Source organism: Rhodanobacter sp. 7MK24, from assembly GCF_014842995.1.
In the GTDB taxonomy this organism is placed as follows: Bacteria; Pseudomonadota; Gammaproteobacteria; order Xanthomonadales; family Rhodanobacteraceae; genus Rhodanobacter_A.
In genome coordinates this window covers 344,765-359,342 of the sequence record NZ_JACYXL010000003.1, presented here as the reverse complement: position 1 = coordinate 359,342, position 14,578 = coordinate 344,765, and the positions used below count along the sequence as shown (strand labels likewise).

The window sequence follows — 14,578 nt, the reverse complement described above, 5'->3', positions numbered from 1 at the left end:
GTTTGTCAGGATTGCCACACCACGCCTTGCGGGAAGGCATAGTCGCGCAGCGAGCTTTCCTTCATCTCCGCAGAAAAACCCGGTGCCGTGGGCGCGATGTAACGGCCTTCGCGTATCACCACCGGATCAATGAAGTGCTCGTGCAGGTGGTCGACGAACTCGATGGCGCGGTCTTCCTTCTTGCCGGTGATCGCCACGAAGTCGGCCATCGCCAGGTGCTGCACCAGTTCGCACAGGCCCACGCCGCCGGCGTGCGGGAACACGCGCACGCCGAACTTGGCGGCCAGCAGCAGGATCGCCAGGTTCTCGTTGACGCCGGCCACGCGGGCCGCGTCGATCTGCACCAGATCCACCGCGCCGGCCTGGAACAGCTGCTTGAACATCACGCGGTTGTGGGTGTGCTCGCCGGTGGAGACCGGCATCGGCGCGACCGCGCGGCGGATCGCCGCGTGGCCGAGGATGTCGTCGGGGCTGGTCGGCTCCTCGATCCACGCGATGTCGAAGGCGATGAGCTGCTTCAGCCACGCGATGGCGTCGGGCACGTCCCAGCGCTGGTTGGCGTCGATGGCGATGCCGATGTCGGGACCGACGGCCTCACGCGCGAGGCGGCAGCGGCGCACGTCGTCCGCTGCGTCGAGGCCCACCTTGAGCTTGATCGTGCGGAAACCGTCGGCGACCGCTTCGTGCGCCAGCCGCTGCATCTTCTCGTCGCTGTAGCCCAGCCACCCGGGCGAGGTGGTGTAGGCGGGGTAGCCTTCGGCCAGCAGCTGTTCGATGCGCTGCTGCCGATGCGGCACCGCCGCGCGCAGGATGGCCAGCGCCTCGTCGGGCGTGAGCGCGTCGCTGAGATAGCGGAAATCGATGGCAGCGACGATTTCCTCCGGCGACAGCTCGGCGATGTAGCGCCACAGCGGCTTGCCGGCGAGGCGCGCAGCGAGATCCCAGGCGGCGTTGATCACCGCGCCGATCGCCATGTGCATCACGCCCTTCTCGGGGCCGAGCCAGCGCAGCTGCGAATCGCCGACCAAGCGCTTGGCGAAGCCGCCGAGGTCGTTGACGATGGCGTCGACGGAGAGGCCGGCGACGTGCTCGGCCAGCGCGGCCAGCGCGGCGGTCTGCACGTCGTTTCCGCGGCCGATGGTGAACACGAAGCCGTGGCCCACTATGTCAGGCCGGTCGGTGCGCAGCGTGACGCAGGCGGCCGAGTAGTCCGGATCGGGGTTCATCGCGTCCGAGCCGTCCAGCTCACGCGAAGTGGGGAAACGCACGTCCAGCGTGTCGAGCGCCACGATGCGCGTGGCACCGATGTTGGCAGGCGTGATGTCGATGGCGCTGCTCATGATTGCGCCGCGTCGCTGTAGGCCACGGTGCGCTGGCGCTGCGTGCCCAGCCCGTCGATGCCGAGCTCGATCACGTCGCCGGCACGCAGGTACACAGGCGGCTTGAAGCCCAGGCCTACGCCCGCCGGCGTGCCGGTGCTGATGACGTCGCCCGGCTGCAGGGTCATGTAGCGGCTGATGTAGCTCACCAGCTCGGCCACGCCGAAGATCATGTTGCGCGTGTTGCCGTTCTGGTAGCGATGGCCGTTGACCTCCAGCCACATCGCCAGGTCCTGCGGGTCGGCCACTTCGTCGGCGGTGAGCAGCCACGGGCCGATCGGGCCGAAGGTGTCGCAGCTCTTGCCCTTCACCCACTGGCCGCCATGCTCGAGCTGGAACTCGCGTTCGGAAAGGTCGTTCACCAGCACATAGCCGGCGACGTGGTCCAGCGCATCGGCCACGCTCACGTGGCGCGCGGTGTCGCCGATCACCACGCCGAGCTCGACCTCCCAGTCGGTCTTGACCGAATCCTTCGGGATGATGACGTCATCGTTCGGACCCATGATGGCGCTGGTGGCCTTCATGAACAGGATGGGTTGCTCCGGCGGCGTCGCGCCGGTCTCGGCGGCGTGGTCGGTGTAGTTCAGGCCCACGCAGATCATCTTGCCCACGTGCGCCACCGGTGCGCCGTGGCGCGGCCTGCCGGCGACTTCCGGCAGCGTGGCCGGATCGATGGCTGCCAGCCGCACACGACCGGCGCGCACCAGCGTAGCGGCGTCGATGTCACTGACGTGGGCGGAGAGGTCGCGCAGCTTGCCCTGCGTGTCGATCAGGCCGGGGCGCTCCTGACCGGGTGCGCCGTAGCGAACGAGTTTCATGATGATGTGTCCGTGTTCAGTTGGACCAGCCGCCGTCCACGACGTGGGTGGTGCCGGTGGTGAAAGAGGATTCGTCGGAGGCGAGATACAGCGCGAGGGCGGCGATCTCCTCCGGCGTGCCAAGGCGGCCCATCGGCTGGCGGTCGGTGAAGCTCTTCCACACTGCCTGTTCGTCGCCACCCAGCGCGCGCACACGGTCGGCCAGCGACGGCGTCTTCACCGTGCCGGGACAGATCGCGTTGCAGCGCACGCCGCGTGCCACGTAGTCGGCGGCGATGGAGCGGGTGAGGCCGATCACCGCGGCCTTGGTCGTGCTGTAGGCGAAGCGGTTGGGCACGCCCTTGATGCTGGATGCCACCGAGGACATGTTGATGATGCTGCCATGGCCGCGCTCCAGCATCGCCGGCAACACCGCGCGGCACAGCCAGTACATGCTGTCCACGTTGATGCGGAACGAGCGCTGCCAGGCGTCGTCGTCGGTGTCGAGGATGGTGCCTGCGTGCACGAAGCCGGCGCAGTTGAACAGCACGTCGAACGGCGCGTTGGCTTCGACCAGCGTGCGGATGGCGGCGTTGCTGGTGACGTCCAGCGTCTGGGTGCGGATGGCCGAGTGTTCCTGCGCGAGGCTGGCCAGCGCAGCGGCGTCGATGTCGGTGGCCAGCACCTGCGCACCCTCGCGCGCGAAGGCGAGTGCGGTAGCACGGCCGATGCCGGCACCGGCCGCGGTGACCAGGGCGTGCTTGCCTTGCAGCCGGGCGCTCATGCGCGTGGCCTCGGTTGGGTATTCATGGCGGCGGTATTCACGGGATAGCTCCTGCGGAGGCGGTGGATGCGCGTGCGCGTTGCGGCCGATAGAACGCCAGGGCGTTGCGACCGAAGATGTCGTCGAGTGCGTGCGGCGCGCGTTGCTGCGCCAGCGTGCGGGCGAGTTCCAGCCAGTGCGCGTAGTTGTCGCGCAGCGTGAGCACCGGCCAGTCGCTGCCCCAGATCAGCCGGTCCGCACCGAAGCAGGCGAACAGGTGGTCGACGTAGGGATCGAGTGCGTCGCCCGGCATGCCGGGCGCAAGCTCGGTCAGCAGGCCGGAAAACTTGCAGTGGACGTTGGGCAGCGCGGCGAGTTCGCGGATGTGCGCGGCCCAGTCGTCGAAATGGCCGTGAGCGATATCGGGCTTGCCGGCATGGTCCAGCACCACCCGCAGTTCGTGTTCGCGTTGCAGGCGTTTTTGCAGCGCCGGCAGTTGTGTCGGCTTTACCAGGGCATCGAAAGCAAGGCCCTGTTCCTGCATGCGGTCGAACGCCGCATCGAGTGTGGGATGCGCCAGCCAGTTCGGATCGGGATGGTCCTGCGCCATCGGTCGCAGCCCGAGCAGCAGGCCGCCGCCGTCGCGCAGCAGCGCATTGATGTGCGACGGCGCGTCTGGCGCCTCGAAATCCACCCAACCCACCACGCCGAGGATGCTGGGGTCGGCGCGGGCCAATTCAAACAGGTAGCGCGTTTCCGCCTCGGTTGCCGCAGCCTGCACCAGCACGCTGCCGGTCACCTTGGCGGTGATGCGCTGTGCTTGCAGATCAGAGGGAAGGAAATCGCGTTGCAGCGAGGTGGGTGCGCCGTGCAGCCACGCGTAATCGCCGCGATCCACACGCCAGTAATGCTGGTGGGCGTCGATCAGGTTCATGGTGTGCGCGCGTTGGCGTCGAGCACGCCAGCCTGGCGCAGCTGGTCCCACAGTGTTGGCGGCAGGGCGGTCTGCAAGCGCCGCACGGCACTGTCCACTTCCGTCATGGAACGCAAGCCGCACACCACGGTGGCGACGGCGGGGTGGCCCAGCGGGAATTGCAGCGCGGCGGCACCGACGCTGGCACCGAACTGGCCGCAGACGTCGTAGAAGCGTTGCGCGCGGGCGCGCGTCGCCTGGTCGGCAGCTGCGTAGTTATACGTATCGCCGGGTGCGTCGTCGGCACCGAGCAATCCTGAGTTGTACGGACCGGCCGCCATGATCGCGACATCCTGTTGCATGGCCAGCGCCATCAATTGCGCGCTGTCGCGTTGTTCGAACAAGGTGTAGCGGCCCGCCAGCATGATGACGTCGAGAGGAAATTCCGGCAGCACCTGCAGGCACACGTCCTGCTCGTTGACGCCGAGGCCGATCGCACCGCACACCCCCTGGCTGCACAGTTCGGCCATGGCCGGCAGGGCTTCGTCCAGCGCTTGCCGCAGGATGCTTGCGTGATTGGCGCCGTGGGTGAGTGCGCCGATGTCGTGCAGCAAAAGGATCTCGACATGATCGGTGCCCAGCCGGCGCAGACTGGATTCGACCGAGCGCAGGATGCCGTCGCGGCTATAGTCGAACACGGCGCGGTGGCCCTGCACGGCGAAGCCATCATCCGCTGCCGGAGCACTGCCGTCGGCGTCCAGCAAGAGTCGGCCCACTTTCGTGGACAGGCTGTAGTCGCCGCGCGGAACGCCGGCCAGCGCAGTCCCGAGTCGCGATTCGCTGAGGCCGTAGCCGTAATAGGGGGCCGTATCGAAATGGCGCACGCCGAGATGCAAGGCGTGGCGTACCGCATCGAGCGCGTCGCGCTCTTCCACGCCCGCATACAGGTTGCCGATGGGTGCGCCACCGAAGGACAGTCGCGGCAACTGGCGCGCTACGGGCTTCCGCATTTTTGCGGAGTGTGTCGAGTCGGGGGCCGTATTGGCGTGCGTCATGGATTCAAACCGCCTTGTGCCTTGCATGCTAGTGTGCACATATGAAACGATGATTTACAAGTGATTATGGATGTTGCCGCCACGGACTCCAGGCAACCCGAACCAACTGAGGGGTAGCACTGATGTCGAAGTTGCTTGCGCGATGCCTGCTGGGCCTGTCCACGCTAATGCCGGCCTTGGGCATGGCGTCAGGCATTTCGATCATTCCCGAGCCGCAGCATATGCAGGTCGGGCAGGGCAGTTACCAGTTGGATGCGCATGCACGCGTATCGGCGCCCGACGATGCGCGCGGCCGCGAAATTGCTGCCTTCCTGCGCGATGCGATCCGCGCGCAGACCGGCATTGCAGTACAGGAAGGTGATGCCGCGCACGGCATCGCCCTGAAACTCGACCCGGCCGTGAAAGGCGAGGAAGCCTATCGCCTCGCGGTGACGCCATCCGGCATCACGATCAGCGCTTCCGCCGAGAAAGGCCTGTTCTGGGGCGTACAGACGCTGCGCCAGCTGCTGCCGGTGCAGAAATCGACGAAGGTGGCGGTGCCCGTCGTGGACATCGAGGACGCGCCAGCCTACCCGTGGCGCGGCGTGATGCTGGACGTCGGCCGGCATTTCTATCCGGCGAGCTTCGTCGAGAAGCAGCTAGACCTGCTCAGCTACTACAAGATCAACACCTTCCACTGGCACCTCACCGACGACCAGGGCTGGCGCATCGAGATCAAGCGCTATCCGAAGCTCACCAGTGTCGGTGCATGGCGTACCGAGGCGGACGGTTCGCGCTACGGCGGCTTCTACACGCAGGCGCAGATCCGCGAAGTGGTGGATTACGCGCGCCGGCTCAACATCACCGTGATCCCCGAGATCGAAATGCCGGGGCACAGCGTGGCGGCGATCGCGGCCTATCCCGAATTGTCCTGCAGCAAGAAACAGGTGGCCGTGACCACTGCCTGGGGCGTGCACAAGAACATCGACTGCGTGGGCGACGAAGGCACCTTCACCTTCCTCGAGAACGTGCTGGACGAAGTGCTGCCGCTGTTTCCGTCGCAGTACGTGCACATCGGCGGCGACGAGACGCCGAAGGTCGCCTGGCACGAGTGCGCGTCCTGCCAGGCGCTGATGCACAAGCTGGGATTGAAAGATGAGGACGGTCTGCAGAGCTACTTCATCAAGCGCATCCAGCGTTACCTCGAAGGCAAGGGCAAGACCCTGGTCGGCTGGGACGAGATCCTCGAAGGCGGCGCCGACACGCAGGCCATCATCGAAGCCTGGCGCGGTGCGGACGAACAGGCCAAGGCCTTGGCGAATGGCAACCATGTGGTGGTCGCCGGGCCGTTCTACATCGACCAGGCGCTGGATTCGCTGACGGTGAAGGACGTTTTCCGCACCGACATCGCCAACGACAGCAGCCCGGACGATGCAAAGACGGACGCCGCCGTGTTCGCGGCGCACCGCTCGCAGCTGCTGGGCGGCGAGGCCCCGTTGTGGAGCGAGCGTGCGAACCCGGACAACGCCGAGTCCAAAATGTATCCGCGCGTGCTGGCCTTCGCCGAGAACCTGTGGCGCGGCAATGCGCACGACGATGCGGCCTGGGCGGATTTCCAGCAGCGCCTGCAGGCGCAGTACCCGCGACTGGATGCGTGGCACGTGGCCTACGGCCCGGAAGATCGTGTCGTGGCGAAGTACTCGATCGCGGCGGACGCGCAGGGCGGCTGGGAACTGCACGCGCAACGCGGTTTTGATGACCTGGTGAACCACTACACGCTGGACGGCAGCGTGCCTACGGCCAGCTCGCCTTCGTTCACCGACTCGGTGACCCTGCACCATGCGGGCACGCTGCAGGTGGTGCCGTTCCGCAAGGGCCTGCGCTACGACAACCCGGCCCGTTTCACGCTGGTGGACAACCTGGCCACTGGCACGCCGCTGAGCCTCGTCCAGCCACCTTCGACGAAGTATGCGCCTGCTGCTGCGTTGACCGATGGCGTGCTGGGCGGTGACGATTTCCACAACGGTCAATGGTCGGGTTGGAATGACGCCGACGTGGATGCTGCCATCGACCTGCAGAAGCCTTCGGTGGTTCATGCGATTGCGGTGGATTTCCTGCAGGACACGGGTTCGCGCATCCTGCCGCCGCAACTGGTGAGCTTCCAGGTTTCCGCGGACGGGAAGCACTGGACCGCGGTCGATACGGAGCAACCCAAAGCTGACGTGCTGGACTCGAGTCCCCACGTATTCCACATCGTGTTCAAACCGACCAAACCGTTGGGGACGCGGTATGTGCGCGTCGTGGCAGGCCGCTACACCACATTGCCGGCGGCCTTTCCGAATGGAGCGGCGAATACCTGGCTATTCGCGGACGAGATACTGGTGAAGTAATTCGAGCGGGGCGCTCCGGGTCAGAACGGTCCAAGCGCGCAACGAAGGCCTCCGGCAGACTGTCGCAATGACAGTCTGCCGGAGGCGGTTCAACATGACGACATCGGAAATCGGCATTGCGTCGGCCCGTTTTCCCGAAGACGGCGACGTGGTACGCGAGCTGTTCGCGGAATACGCGGACAGCCTCGGCATCGATCTCTCCTTCCAGGGTTTCACGGCGGAGCTGGCGGAACTGCCCGGCAAGTACGCGCCGCCGCTGGGCGACATCCTGATCGCTCGCGGCATCGCGGGCCTGCCGCTGGGTTGCGTGGCGCTGCGACCGGCAGTCATGCCGGGTGCCGGAGAGATCAAGCGTCTCTATCTGCGCCCCGCTGCGCGCGGGCAAGCGCTGGGGCGCCGTCTGGCGGAAGCGGCCATCACGCGCGCGCGGGAGCTGGGTCATGCACGCGTGGTGCTGGATACGCTGGCAACCATGGATACCGCGCGACATCTGTATGCAGCACTGGGGTTCCTTCCGGTGCCCCCTTACTACGACAACCCGTTGCCGGGCACGCTATACATGGCGCTGGAGCTTGGCTGAGCGGTCTTATGCGGCAGCAGCCCAACCACCACGAAAGGCAGCCGGCGTCATGCCATAGGTGCGGACGAATTCGCGGTTGAGGTGCGCCTGGTCATAGAAGCCGGCTGCCAAGGCGGCCTCCGCTACGGGAGCCTGCCGGCGCAATAGTGCCTTGGCTTGCTGCAGGGCGAGCACTACGTGGAAATTGTGCAGGCTGCTACCGGTCTCGCGGCGGAATGTGCGTGACAGGTGGCCTTCGGACACGGTACAGCCCTGTGCGATGGTGGCGACATCGGTGCGCAACGTTGGCCGTTGTGCAAGCAGCGTGGTAGCCCGTGCAGACAGCGTTACGGTTTCGTGGGCACTTGTATGCGACGGGGACGCGAAGCGCGAAACGAACGCCCAGCCATGTCGATCAAGCGGCTCGAAGCGATGAATCACGCCGGCTGGCACCACCAGCGTGTCGCCGGCAGCTACCTCGCGGCAGCCTTCGGGCAGGCGCAGTCTTGCGCGGCCGGCAAGTACGTGCACGATTTCGTCGCCGGCGTGGAAATGCGGGCGAAAGCACCAGGCATGGCGCGCGCCCGCAATGCTCTCGACCGGGCCGTCTGCGTCACGGTTGACCGCAAATGCGGTGCGGACGAGAGCGGGGCGGTCGCGCATTGCCGGCGATCTAGCTGACCGCGTCGCGGATCGCCTGCGGCAGCGATACCGGCTTGCCGCTGGTCGGGTCCATCCACACCATCACCACGTTGCCGTCGCAGTAGAGGATGCCGGCGTCGGCGGCGTCCACCAGGCGATGGGCGATGGTCATCGAGCTGTTGCCGATGCGCTCGCAATAGAGCTGCACATGCAGCTGCGCCGGCCACTCGATCGGGCGGCGGTAGTTGAGCTGCACGGCGGCCATCACCGGCATGCTGTGCTCGTCGAACCACGGACCGGGCACGTGGCTCAGCCACTGCAGCCGCGCCTCCTCCAGATAGGTGAGGTAGTTGGAGTTGTTGACGTGGTTGAAGGCGTCGAGGTCGCGCCAGCGCGCGGCGATGTCCGCGGTGAACAGCGGTGCCGGCGTGGCCTGCGCCGCATCCGCGATTGCAGGTGCAGCAGCCGGTTCGGCTTTCTTGCCGCGGCGCGCTGGCCTGGGTGATTCGTTGTCGGTGTTGCTCATGGGGTCTTCTTCTTTCCCCGCATCGGCTTGTACTTGTCGGCCGAGGCGATGTGCTTGAGTTCGTTCTTCGTCCGCTTGGTGGTAGCGGGTTTGGCCTTGGTCTGTTTCAGGTGCGGCGCGAGGAAATGGCCGGTGTGCGACGCGGGCGTGGCGGCCACGGTTTCCGGCGTGCCGCTGACCAGGATGCGGCCGCCGCCGCCGCCGCCCTCGGGGCCGAGGTCGACGATCCAGTCGGCGGTCTTGATCACGTCGAGGTTGTGCTCGATCACCACCACCGTGTTGCCCTGGTCCACCAGCTGGTGCAGCACGTCGAGCAGCTGCTCAATGTCATGGAAGTGCAGGCCGGTGGTGGGTTCGTCGAGGATGTACAGCGTGTTGCCGGTGTCGCGCTTGCTGAGCTCCTTGGAAAGCTTCACGCGCTGCGCCTCGCCGCCGGACAGCGTGGTCGCGCTCTGGCCGAGCTTGATGTAGTCCAGCCCCACCGCGCGCAGGGTGTCGAGTTTGCGCGCGATGGTGGGCACGTTCTCGAACAGCTTCAGCGCATCCTCTACTGTCATGTCGAGCACGTCGGCGATGGTGTGTCCCTTGTAGTGGATCTCCAGCGTCTCGCGGTTGTAGCGCTTGCCGTGGCAGACGTCGCAGGGCACGTAGACGTCGGGCAGGAAGTGCATTTCCACCTTCAGCATGCCGTCGCCTTCGCAGGCCTCGCAGCGTCCGCCGCGCACGTTGAAGCTGAAGCGGCCCGGCTCGTAGCCGCGCGCGCGTGCCTCGGGCACCTGCGCGAACAGCTCGCGCAGCGGGGTGAACAGGCCGGTGTAGGTGGCCGGGTTGGAGCGCGGTGTGCGGCCGATCGGCGACTGGTCGATGTCCACCACCTTGTCGAACAGTTGCAGCCCTTCCACCGACTTGAACGGAGCGGACTGCGCGCTGGCGCCGTTGAGCTCGGCGGCGGCGAGGCGGAACAGGGTGTCGTTGATCAGCGTGGACTTGCCCGACCCGGATACGCCGGTGACGCAGGTGAACAGACCGGCGGGAATCGCCAGGTCCACGTTCTTCAGGTTGTTGCCGTTGGCGCCGCGCAGGTGCAGCCAGTACGAGTCGTCGTTGGGCTGGCGGCGCTGCTTCGGCACTTCGATCGCGCGCGCACCGGAAAGGAACTGGCCGGTGACGGAACGCTTGGCGGCAAGGATGTCCTTCACCAGGCCCTGCGCCACCACTTCGCCGCCGTGCACGCCAGCGCCGGGGCCGATGTCGAGCACGTGATCGGCCATGCGGATGGCGTCTTCGTCATGCTCGACCACGATCACCGTGTTGCCGAGGTCGCGCAGGCGGGTGAGCGTGCCGAGCAGGCGTTCGTTGTCGCGCTGGTGCAGGCCAATGGAGGGCTCGTCCAGCACGTACATCACCCCGACCAGGCCCGCGCCGATCTGCGAGGCGAGGCGGATGCGCTGTGCTTCGCCGCCGGAAAGCGTGTCGGCCTGGCGGTCCAGCGTGAGGTAGTTGAGGCCCACGTCGTTCAAGAAGGTCAGCCGCTCGCGGATCTCCTTGACGATCTTCGCAGCGATCTCGCCACGCCAGCCGGCGAGCGTCAGTTCCGCGAAGAACGCGAGCGCGTCGTCGATGGAGCGGTTGGTGAGCGCGGGCAGCGCGCGGTCGGCCACGAACACGTTGCGCGCCGACCGGTTCAGACGCTGGCCTTCGCACTCGGGGCAGGGGTGGTCGCTGATGTACTTGGCCAGCTCTTCGCGCACCGCGGCGGATTCGGTTTCCTTGTAGCGCCGTTCGAGGTTGGGGAGGATGCCTTCGAAGGCGTGCTCGCGCGTGACGCGGCCGCCGCGTTCGGTGAGATAGCGGAAGGCGATCTTCTCCTTGCCGCTACCGTGCAGGATCGCCTGCTGGGTGGCCTTGGGCAGGTCCTGCCAGTGGGTGTCCACGTCGAAGCCGTAGTGCGCGGCCAGCGACTGCAGCATCTGGAAGTAGTGCGGGTTGCGTCGGTCCCAGCCGCGGATCGCGCCGCCGGACAGCGGCAGCTCCGGATGGCCGACCACGCGCGCGGGGTCGAACACCTGAGTCACGCCGAGGCCGTCGCAGGACGGGCAGGCGCCCACCGGCGAGTTGAACGAGAACAGGCGTGGTTCCAGCTCCGGCAGCGAGTAGTCGCACACCGGGCAGGAATAGCGCGAGGAGAGCAGTTGCTCCTTCGCGGACGGCTCGTCCATGTCCGCCAGGATCACCAGGCCGTCGCCCAGCCGCAACGCAGTCTCGAAGGATTCGGCGAGGCGCTGCTTGATGTCGTCGCGCGGACGGAAGCGGTCGATCACCGCCTCGATGGTGTGCTTGATGCGCAGGCCCAGCGGCGGCACCGCGTCGAGGTCGTACACCTGGCCGTCCACGCGGGCACGCACGAAGCCTTGGGCACGCAGTTGCTCGAACACCTGCACGTGCTCGCCTTTGCGCTCGCGCACCACTGGGGCGAGCAGCATGTAGCGCTTCTCCGGGTCGAGCGCGAGGGTGGCGTCCACCATCTGGCTCACCGTCTGCGCCTCCAGCGGGATGCCGTGATCGGGGCAACGCGGCGTGCCCACGCGGGCATACAGCAGACGCAGGTAGTCGTAGATCTCGGTGATCGTGCCTACGGTGGAGCGCGGATTGTGCGAGGTGGACTTCTGTTCGATGGAGATCGCCGGCGACAGCCCCTCGATATGGTCGACGTCGGGCTTTTCCATCATCGACAGGAACTGGCGGGCATAGGCCGACAGCGACTCGACGTAGCGCCGCTGGCCTTCCGCGTAGATGGTGTCGAAGGCCAGCGAGGACTTGCCGGAGCCGGACAGGCCGGTGATCACGATCAGCTTGTCGCGGGGCAGGTCGAGATCGATGTTCTTGAGGTTGTGCGTGCGCGCGCCGCGGATGCGGATGGTGTCCATGACGCCCTGGGGTCGTGGGGGAGCCCTTTACTATACCAAACAGTTTAGTTCGGTTCGCTTTATGGGCGTCTTGCGGCGGCATTCCCGGATATTCGTCGGTATGGCTAAATGCCCAGCGACCGCGGCCATGAGGGCCGTGGCCTCATCTTCAAGGGGAGAGGAGCATGGCTAGGCACAGGTGGATGGGCGCCATCGCAGGCGCCGCGATGTTGCTCGGAGCGGCAGGGCCGGCACTGGCCACGCAACCGAGCGAACAGCAGGTGCGCAAGTTGTTTCAGGTCATGCATCTGGATCAGAGGGTGATCCAGATGGGCAAGCAATTCTCCGGCACAATGGGGCACAACGTGCCGTGCGTACCCGCCAGCTACTGGGACGGTTTCGTCGACGAAGCAAGCGTCAACGATCTCATGGGGCGCATGGTGCCCATCTACCAGGCTCATTTCACGGCCGAGGACATTGCCGGTCTGCTGAAGTTCTACCAGTCGCCGCTGGGTCAGAAAGTGGTTACCGAATTGCCGAAGACCATGGAAGAAGGGATGTCGGTCGGCAGGCTCTGGGGTGAGGAGCGTGCCATGGCGCTGATCCAGGCCTTGCAGAAGAAAGGGACGCTCAATGTCGAGGGCAAATGCCCGGCCAGTCCGGCGGCGGATGGCACTGCGTTCGAACCCGGCAAGTGAGGTTTTCGCTGTCGTGGCGGCGGACTTGGCAGAGGGGTTGGTCACGATTTGACCAGCGCCGCGCCGGTTGGCTACAATCCCAGGTTCGTCCGGCTCGAAAGGCCGTGACGGAACCCAAGAGAATAACGACAGAAGGGCCATTCCCATGAGTTACGCAGTCATCAAGACTGGCGGCAAGCAGTACCGCGTGCAGCAGGGCGACGTCCTGCGCGTGGAGCTGCTGGACGCCGAAGAAGGCGCCGCCGTGAAGTTCGACCAGGTGCTGCTGGTTGGCGAAGGTGAGTCGATCACCGTTGGCGCGCCGGTCGTGGCCGGTGCCACCGTGTCCGCCACCGTGCGCAAGCACGGCCGTGCCGACAAGGTGCGCATCATCAAGTTCCGCCGCCGCAAGCATTACAAGAGGCAGCAGGGCCACCGCCAGCATTTCACCGAAGTCGAGATCACGGGCATCAACGCCTGATATAGCCGGAGTAAACAGTCATGGCACATAAAAAAGGCGTAGGTTCGTCCCGCAACGGTCGCGACTCCAACCCGAAGTACCTGGGCGTGAAGGTGTACGGTGGCCAGGCCGTCGAGGCCGGCAACATCATCGTGCGTCAGCGCGGCACCCAGTTCCATGCCGGTACCGGCGTGGGCCTCGGTCGCGACCACACCCTGTTCGCCCTGCTGGACGGCAAGGTGGAGTTCAAGGTTCGCGGCGAGAACAATCGTCGTTTTGTCAGCGTCGTGAAGGCCTGACCCTTCCGAAGCTGCTGCAAGAGCCCCGCTTCGGCGGGGCTTTTGTTTTGCGAGGCGGCCAGCGGGATTTTCCCGAGTAAGCTTGTTTCCCGCTTCATTCTTTCCTTTCCGATTCCTCGCTCCTGGTCCCCATGTCATGAAATTCGTCGACGAAGCCATCATCAAGGTCCAGGCCGGCGACGGCGGCAACGGCTGCGCGAGTTTCCGGCGCGAGAAGTTCATCCCGTTCGGCGGCCCGAACGGAGGCGACGGCGGCAGCGGCGGCTCGGTGTGGCTGGTGGCCGATGAGGGCATCAACACCTTGATCGATTTCCGCCACCAGCGCAGCTACAAGGCGCAGCGTGGCGAGAACGGCAGGGGCAGCGACATGTACGGCAAGGGTGGCGAGGACGCCACGATCCGCGTGCCGGTAGGCACCATGATCACCAACGTCGATACCGACGAGACCATCGGCGACCTCACTGCGCATGGCCAGCGCCTGCTGGTGGCAGAGGGCGGCAAGGGTGGCCTCGGCAACATCCATTTCAAGAGCTCGGTGAACCGTGCGCCGCGCCAGTTCACCAACGGCACGCCGGGCGAATCGCGCGAGCTGAAGCTGGAGCTGCGTCTGCTTGCGGACGTGGGTTTGCTCGGTTTCCCGAACGCGGGCAAGTCCACTTTCATCCGCGCGGTGTCGGCGGCGACGCCGCGCGTGGCGGATTACCCGTTCACCACCTTGCATCCGAACCTCGGTGTGGTGAGCCTGGGTACCGATCAGAGTTTCGTGATCGCCGACATTCCGGGCCTGATCGAAGGTGCGGCTGACGGCGCAGGTCTGGGCATCCAGTTCCTGCGCCATGTGGCGCGTACCAGCCTGCTGCTGCACCTGGTGGATGTCGCGCCCGTCGACGACACCGATCCGGTGGAGCAGGTGCGCGCGATCGAGCACGAGCTGGCGAAGTTCAACCCCGAACTGCTGGAGCGCCCGCGCTGGCTCGTGCTGAACAAGTCCGATGCCCTGCCCGAGGACGAGCGCCAGCAGGTGGCCGAGAGCATCGTGCGCCGCCTCGAATGGCAGGAGCCGTGGTTCCTCGTCTCCGCGCTGGCGCGCGAAAACACCATGGCAGTGTGCCAGCAGGTGCAACGCTTCTTCGAGGAGCAGCGCGCCGCGCGCGCGGAAGAGCGTGCCGAGATCGCGCCTGGCGACGTGCGCCTGCGCGGCGAGTGAGCGGTATCGCGGCACGGTTGTGCGCG

Annotated in this window: 14 protein-coding genes; 6 read left to right on the top strand and 8 right to left on the bottom strand. The window is 66.1% G+C overall.

The genetic code is table 11. The features are described 5' to 3' along the window. Positions 1 to 5 precede the first annotated feature (5 nt). Genes IHE49_RS08105 through IHE49_RS08085 form a run of 5 tightly spaced genes read right to left on the bottom strand, consistent with a single transcriptional unit; the run spans position 6 to position 4,862 of the window. Positions 6 to 1,340: an L-fuconate dehydratase gene (locus tag IHE49_RS08105; protein WP_192156651.1), complete on the bottom strand. Its 1,335-nt coding sequence runs from the start codon at positions 1,338 to 1,340 to the stop codon at positions 6 to 8. Then, positions 1,337 to 2,197 (bottom strand): fumarylacetoacetate hydrolase family protein, encoded by an 861-nt coding sequence (locus IHE49_RS08100; protein WP_192156649.1) that lies wholly within the window; start codon positions 2,195 to 2,197, stop codon positions 1,337 to 1,339. The genes IHE49_RS08105 and IHE49_RS08100 overlap by 4 nt, the downstream gene beginning before the upstream one ends. A gap of 16 nt (positions 2,198 to 2,213) precedes the next feature. Continuing rightward, positions 2,214 to 2,960: an SDR family oxidoreductase gene (locus IHE49_RS08095; RefSeq protein WP_192156647.1), complete on the bottom strand. Its 747-nt coding sequence runs from the start codon at positions 2,958 to 2,960 to the stop codon at positions 2,214 to 2,216. 37 nt (positions 2,961 to 2,997) lie between these two features. Further along, entirely contained in the window at positions 2,998 to 3,873 is an 876-nt protein-coding gene (locus IHE49_RS08090; protein WP_192156645.1) for an amidohydrolase family protein, read from the bottom strand. Next, positions 3,870 to 4,862 (bottom strand): aldo/keto reductase, encoded by a 993-nt coding sequence (locus tag IHE49_RS08085; RefSeq protein ID WP_192156643.1) that lies wholly within the window; start codon positions 4,860 to 4,862, stop codon positions 3,870 to 3,872. Before IHE49_RS08085 ends, IHE49_RS08090 begins: the two co-directional genes overlap by 4 nt. 167 nt (positions 4,863 to 5,029) lie before the next feature. Here IHE49_RS08085 and IHE49_RS08080 point away from each other — a divergent pair, with 167 nt between their 5' ends. Both IHE49_RS08080 and IHE49_RS08075 read left to right on the top strand, forming a co-directional pair. Next, entirely contained in the window at positions 5,030 to 7,276 is a 2,247-nt protein-coding gene (locus IHE49_RS08080; protein ID WP_192156641.1) for a family 20 glycosylhydrolase, read from the top strand. 94 nt (positions 7,277 to 7,370) lie between these two features. Further along, complete coding sequence (locus IHE49_RS08075) at positions 7,371 to 7,856, top strand: GNAT family N-acetyltransferase (RefSeq protein ID WP_192156639.1); 486 nt, start codon at positions 7,371 to 7,373, stop codon at positions 7,854 to 7,856. Between the two features lie 6 nt (positions 7,857 to 7,862). Here IHE49_RS08075 and IHE49_RS08070 read toward each other — a convergent pair whose 3' ends face one another. The 3 genes from IHE49_RS08070 to uvrA all read right to left on the bottom strand — a co-directional run bounded on the left by IHE49_RS08070 (position 7,863) and on the right by uvrA (position 11,930). After that, positions 7,863 to 8,366, bottom strand: coding sequence for an AraC family transcriptional regulator (locus IHE49_RS08070; protein ID WP_343227562.1), 504 nt, complete (start codon positions 8,364 to 8,366; stop codon positions 7,863 to 7,865). Between the two features lie 142 nt (positions 8,367 to 8,508). Then, positions 8,509 to 9,003 (bottom strand): thioesterase family protein, encoded by a 495-nt coding sequence (locus IHE49_RS08065; RefSeq protein WP_192156635.1) that lies wholly within the window; start codon positions 9,001 to 9,003, stop codon positions 8,509 to 8,511. Beyond that, positions 9,000 to 11,930, bottom strand: coding sequence for an excinuclease ABC subunit UvrA (gene uvrA, locus IHE49_RS08060; RefSeq protein ID WP_192156633.1), 2,931 nt, complete (start codon positions 11,928 to 11,930; stop codon positions 9,000 to 9,002). Before uvrA ends, IHE49_RS08065 begins: the two co-directional genes overlap by 4 nt. Before the next feature lie 182 nt (positions 11,931 to 12,112). On the opposite strand from uvrA, the gene IHE49_RS08055 reads away from it, so the two are divergent. The 4 genes from IHE49_RS08055 to cgtA all read left to right on the top strand — a co-directional run bounded on the left by IHE49_RS08055 (position 12,113) and on the right by cgtA (position 14,552). Beyond that, positions 12,113 to 12,607, top strand: a complete 495-nt coding sequence (locus IHE49_RS08055; RefSeq protein ID WP_225578279.1) for a DUF2059 domain-containing protein — start codon at positions 12,113 to 12,115, stop codon at positions 12,605 to 12,607. 145 nt (positions 12,608 to 12,752) lie between these two features. Further along, on the top strand, positions 12,753 to 13,067 hold the full coding sequence (rplU, locus tag IHE49_RS08050; RefSeq protein ID WP_192156629.1) for a 50S ribosomal protein L21: 315 nt from the start codon (positions 12,753 to 12,755) through the stop codon (positions 13,065 to 13,067). Positions 13,068 to 13,087: 20 nt separating this feature from the next. Next, on the top strand, positions 13,088 to 13,345 hold the full coding sequence (rpmA, locus tag IHE49_RS08045) for a 50S ribosomal protein L27 (RefSeq protein WP_192156627.1): 258 nt from the start codon (positions 13,088 to 13,090) through the stop codon (positions 13,343 to 13,345). Positions 13,346 to 13,481: 136 nt separating this feature from the next. Then, positions 13,482 to 14,552: an Obg family GTPase CgtA gene (gene cgtA / locus IHE49_RS08040; RefSeq protein WP_192156625.1), complete on the top strand. Its 1,071-nt coding sequence runs from the start codon at positions 13,482 to 13,484 to the stop codon at positions 14,550 to 14,552. Positions 14,553 to 14,578 lie beyond the last annotated feature (26 nt).

Coding starts and splice junctions, on each gene's coding strand:
- IHE49_RS08065 (WP_192156635.1), bottom strand. CDS start 9,003: ATGAGCAACACCGACAACGAATCACCCAGGCCAGCGCGCCGCGGCAAG.
- cgtA (WP_192156625.1), top strand. CDS start 13,482: ATGAAATTCGTCGACGAAGCCATCATCAAGGTCCAGGCCGGCGACGGC.
- IHE49_RS08095 (WP_192156647.1), bottom strand. CDS start 2,960: ATGAGCGCCCGGCTGCAAGGCAAGCACGCCCTGGTCACCGCGGCCGGT.
- IHE49_RS08090 (WP_192156645.1), bottom strand. CDS start 3,873: ATGAACCTGATCGACGCCCACCAGCATTACTGGCGTGTGGATCGCGGC.
- rpmA (WP_192156627.1), top strand. CDS start 13,088: ATGGCACATAAAAAAGGCGTAGGTTCGTCCCGCAACGGTCGCGACTCC.
- IHE49_RS08055 (WP_225578279.1), top strand. CDS start 12,113: ATGGGCGCCATCGCAGGCGCCGCGATGTTGCTCGGAGCGGCAGGGCCG.
- rplU (WP_192156629.1), top strand. CDS start 12,753: ATGAGTTACGCAGTCATCAAGACTGGCGGCAAGCAGTACCGCGTGCAG.
- IHE49_RS08100 (WP_192156649.1), bottom strand. CDS start 2,197: ATGAAACTCGTTCGCTACGGCGCACCCGGTCAGGAGCGCCCCGGCCTG.
- IHE49_RS08085 (WP_192156643.1), bottom strand. CDS start 4,862: ATGCGGAAGCCCGTAGCGCGCCAGTTGCCGCGACTGTCCTTCGGTGGC.
- IHE49_RS08075 (WP_192156639.1), top strand. CDS start 7,371: ATGACGACATCGGAAATCGGCATTGCGTCGGCCCGTTTTCCCGAAGAC.
- IHE49_RS08080 (WP_192156641.1), top strand. CDS start 5,030: ATGTCGAAGTTGCTTGCGCGATGCCTGCTGGGCCTGTCCACGCTAATG.
- uvrA (WP_192156633.1), bottom strand. CDS start 11,930: ATGGACACCATCCGCATCCGCGGCGCGCGCACGCACAACCTCAAGAAC.
- IHE49_RS08105 (WP_192156651.1), bottom strand. CDS start 1,340: ATGAGCAGCGCCATCGACATCACGCCTGCCAACATCGGTGCCACGCGC.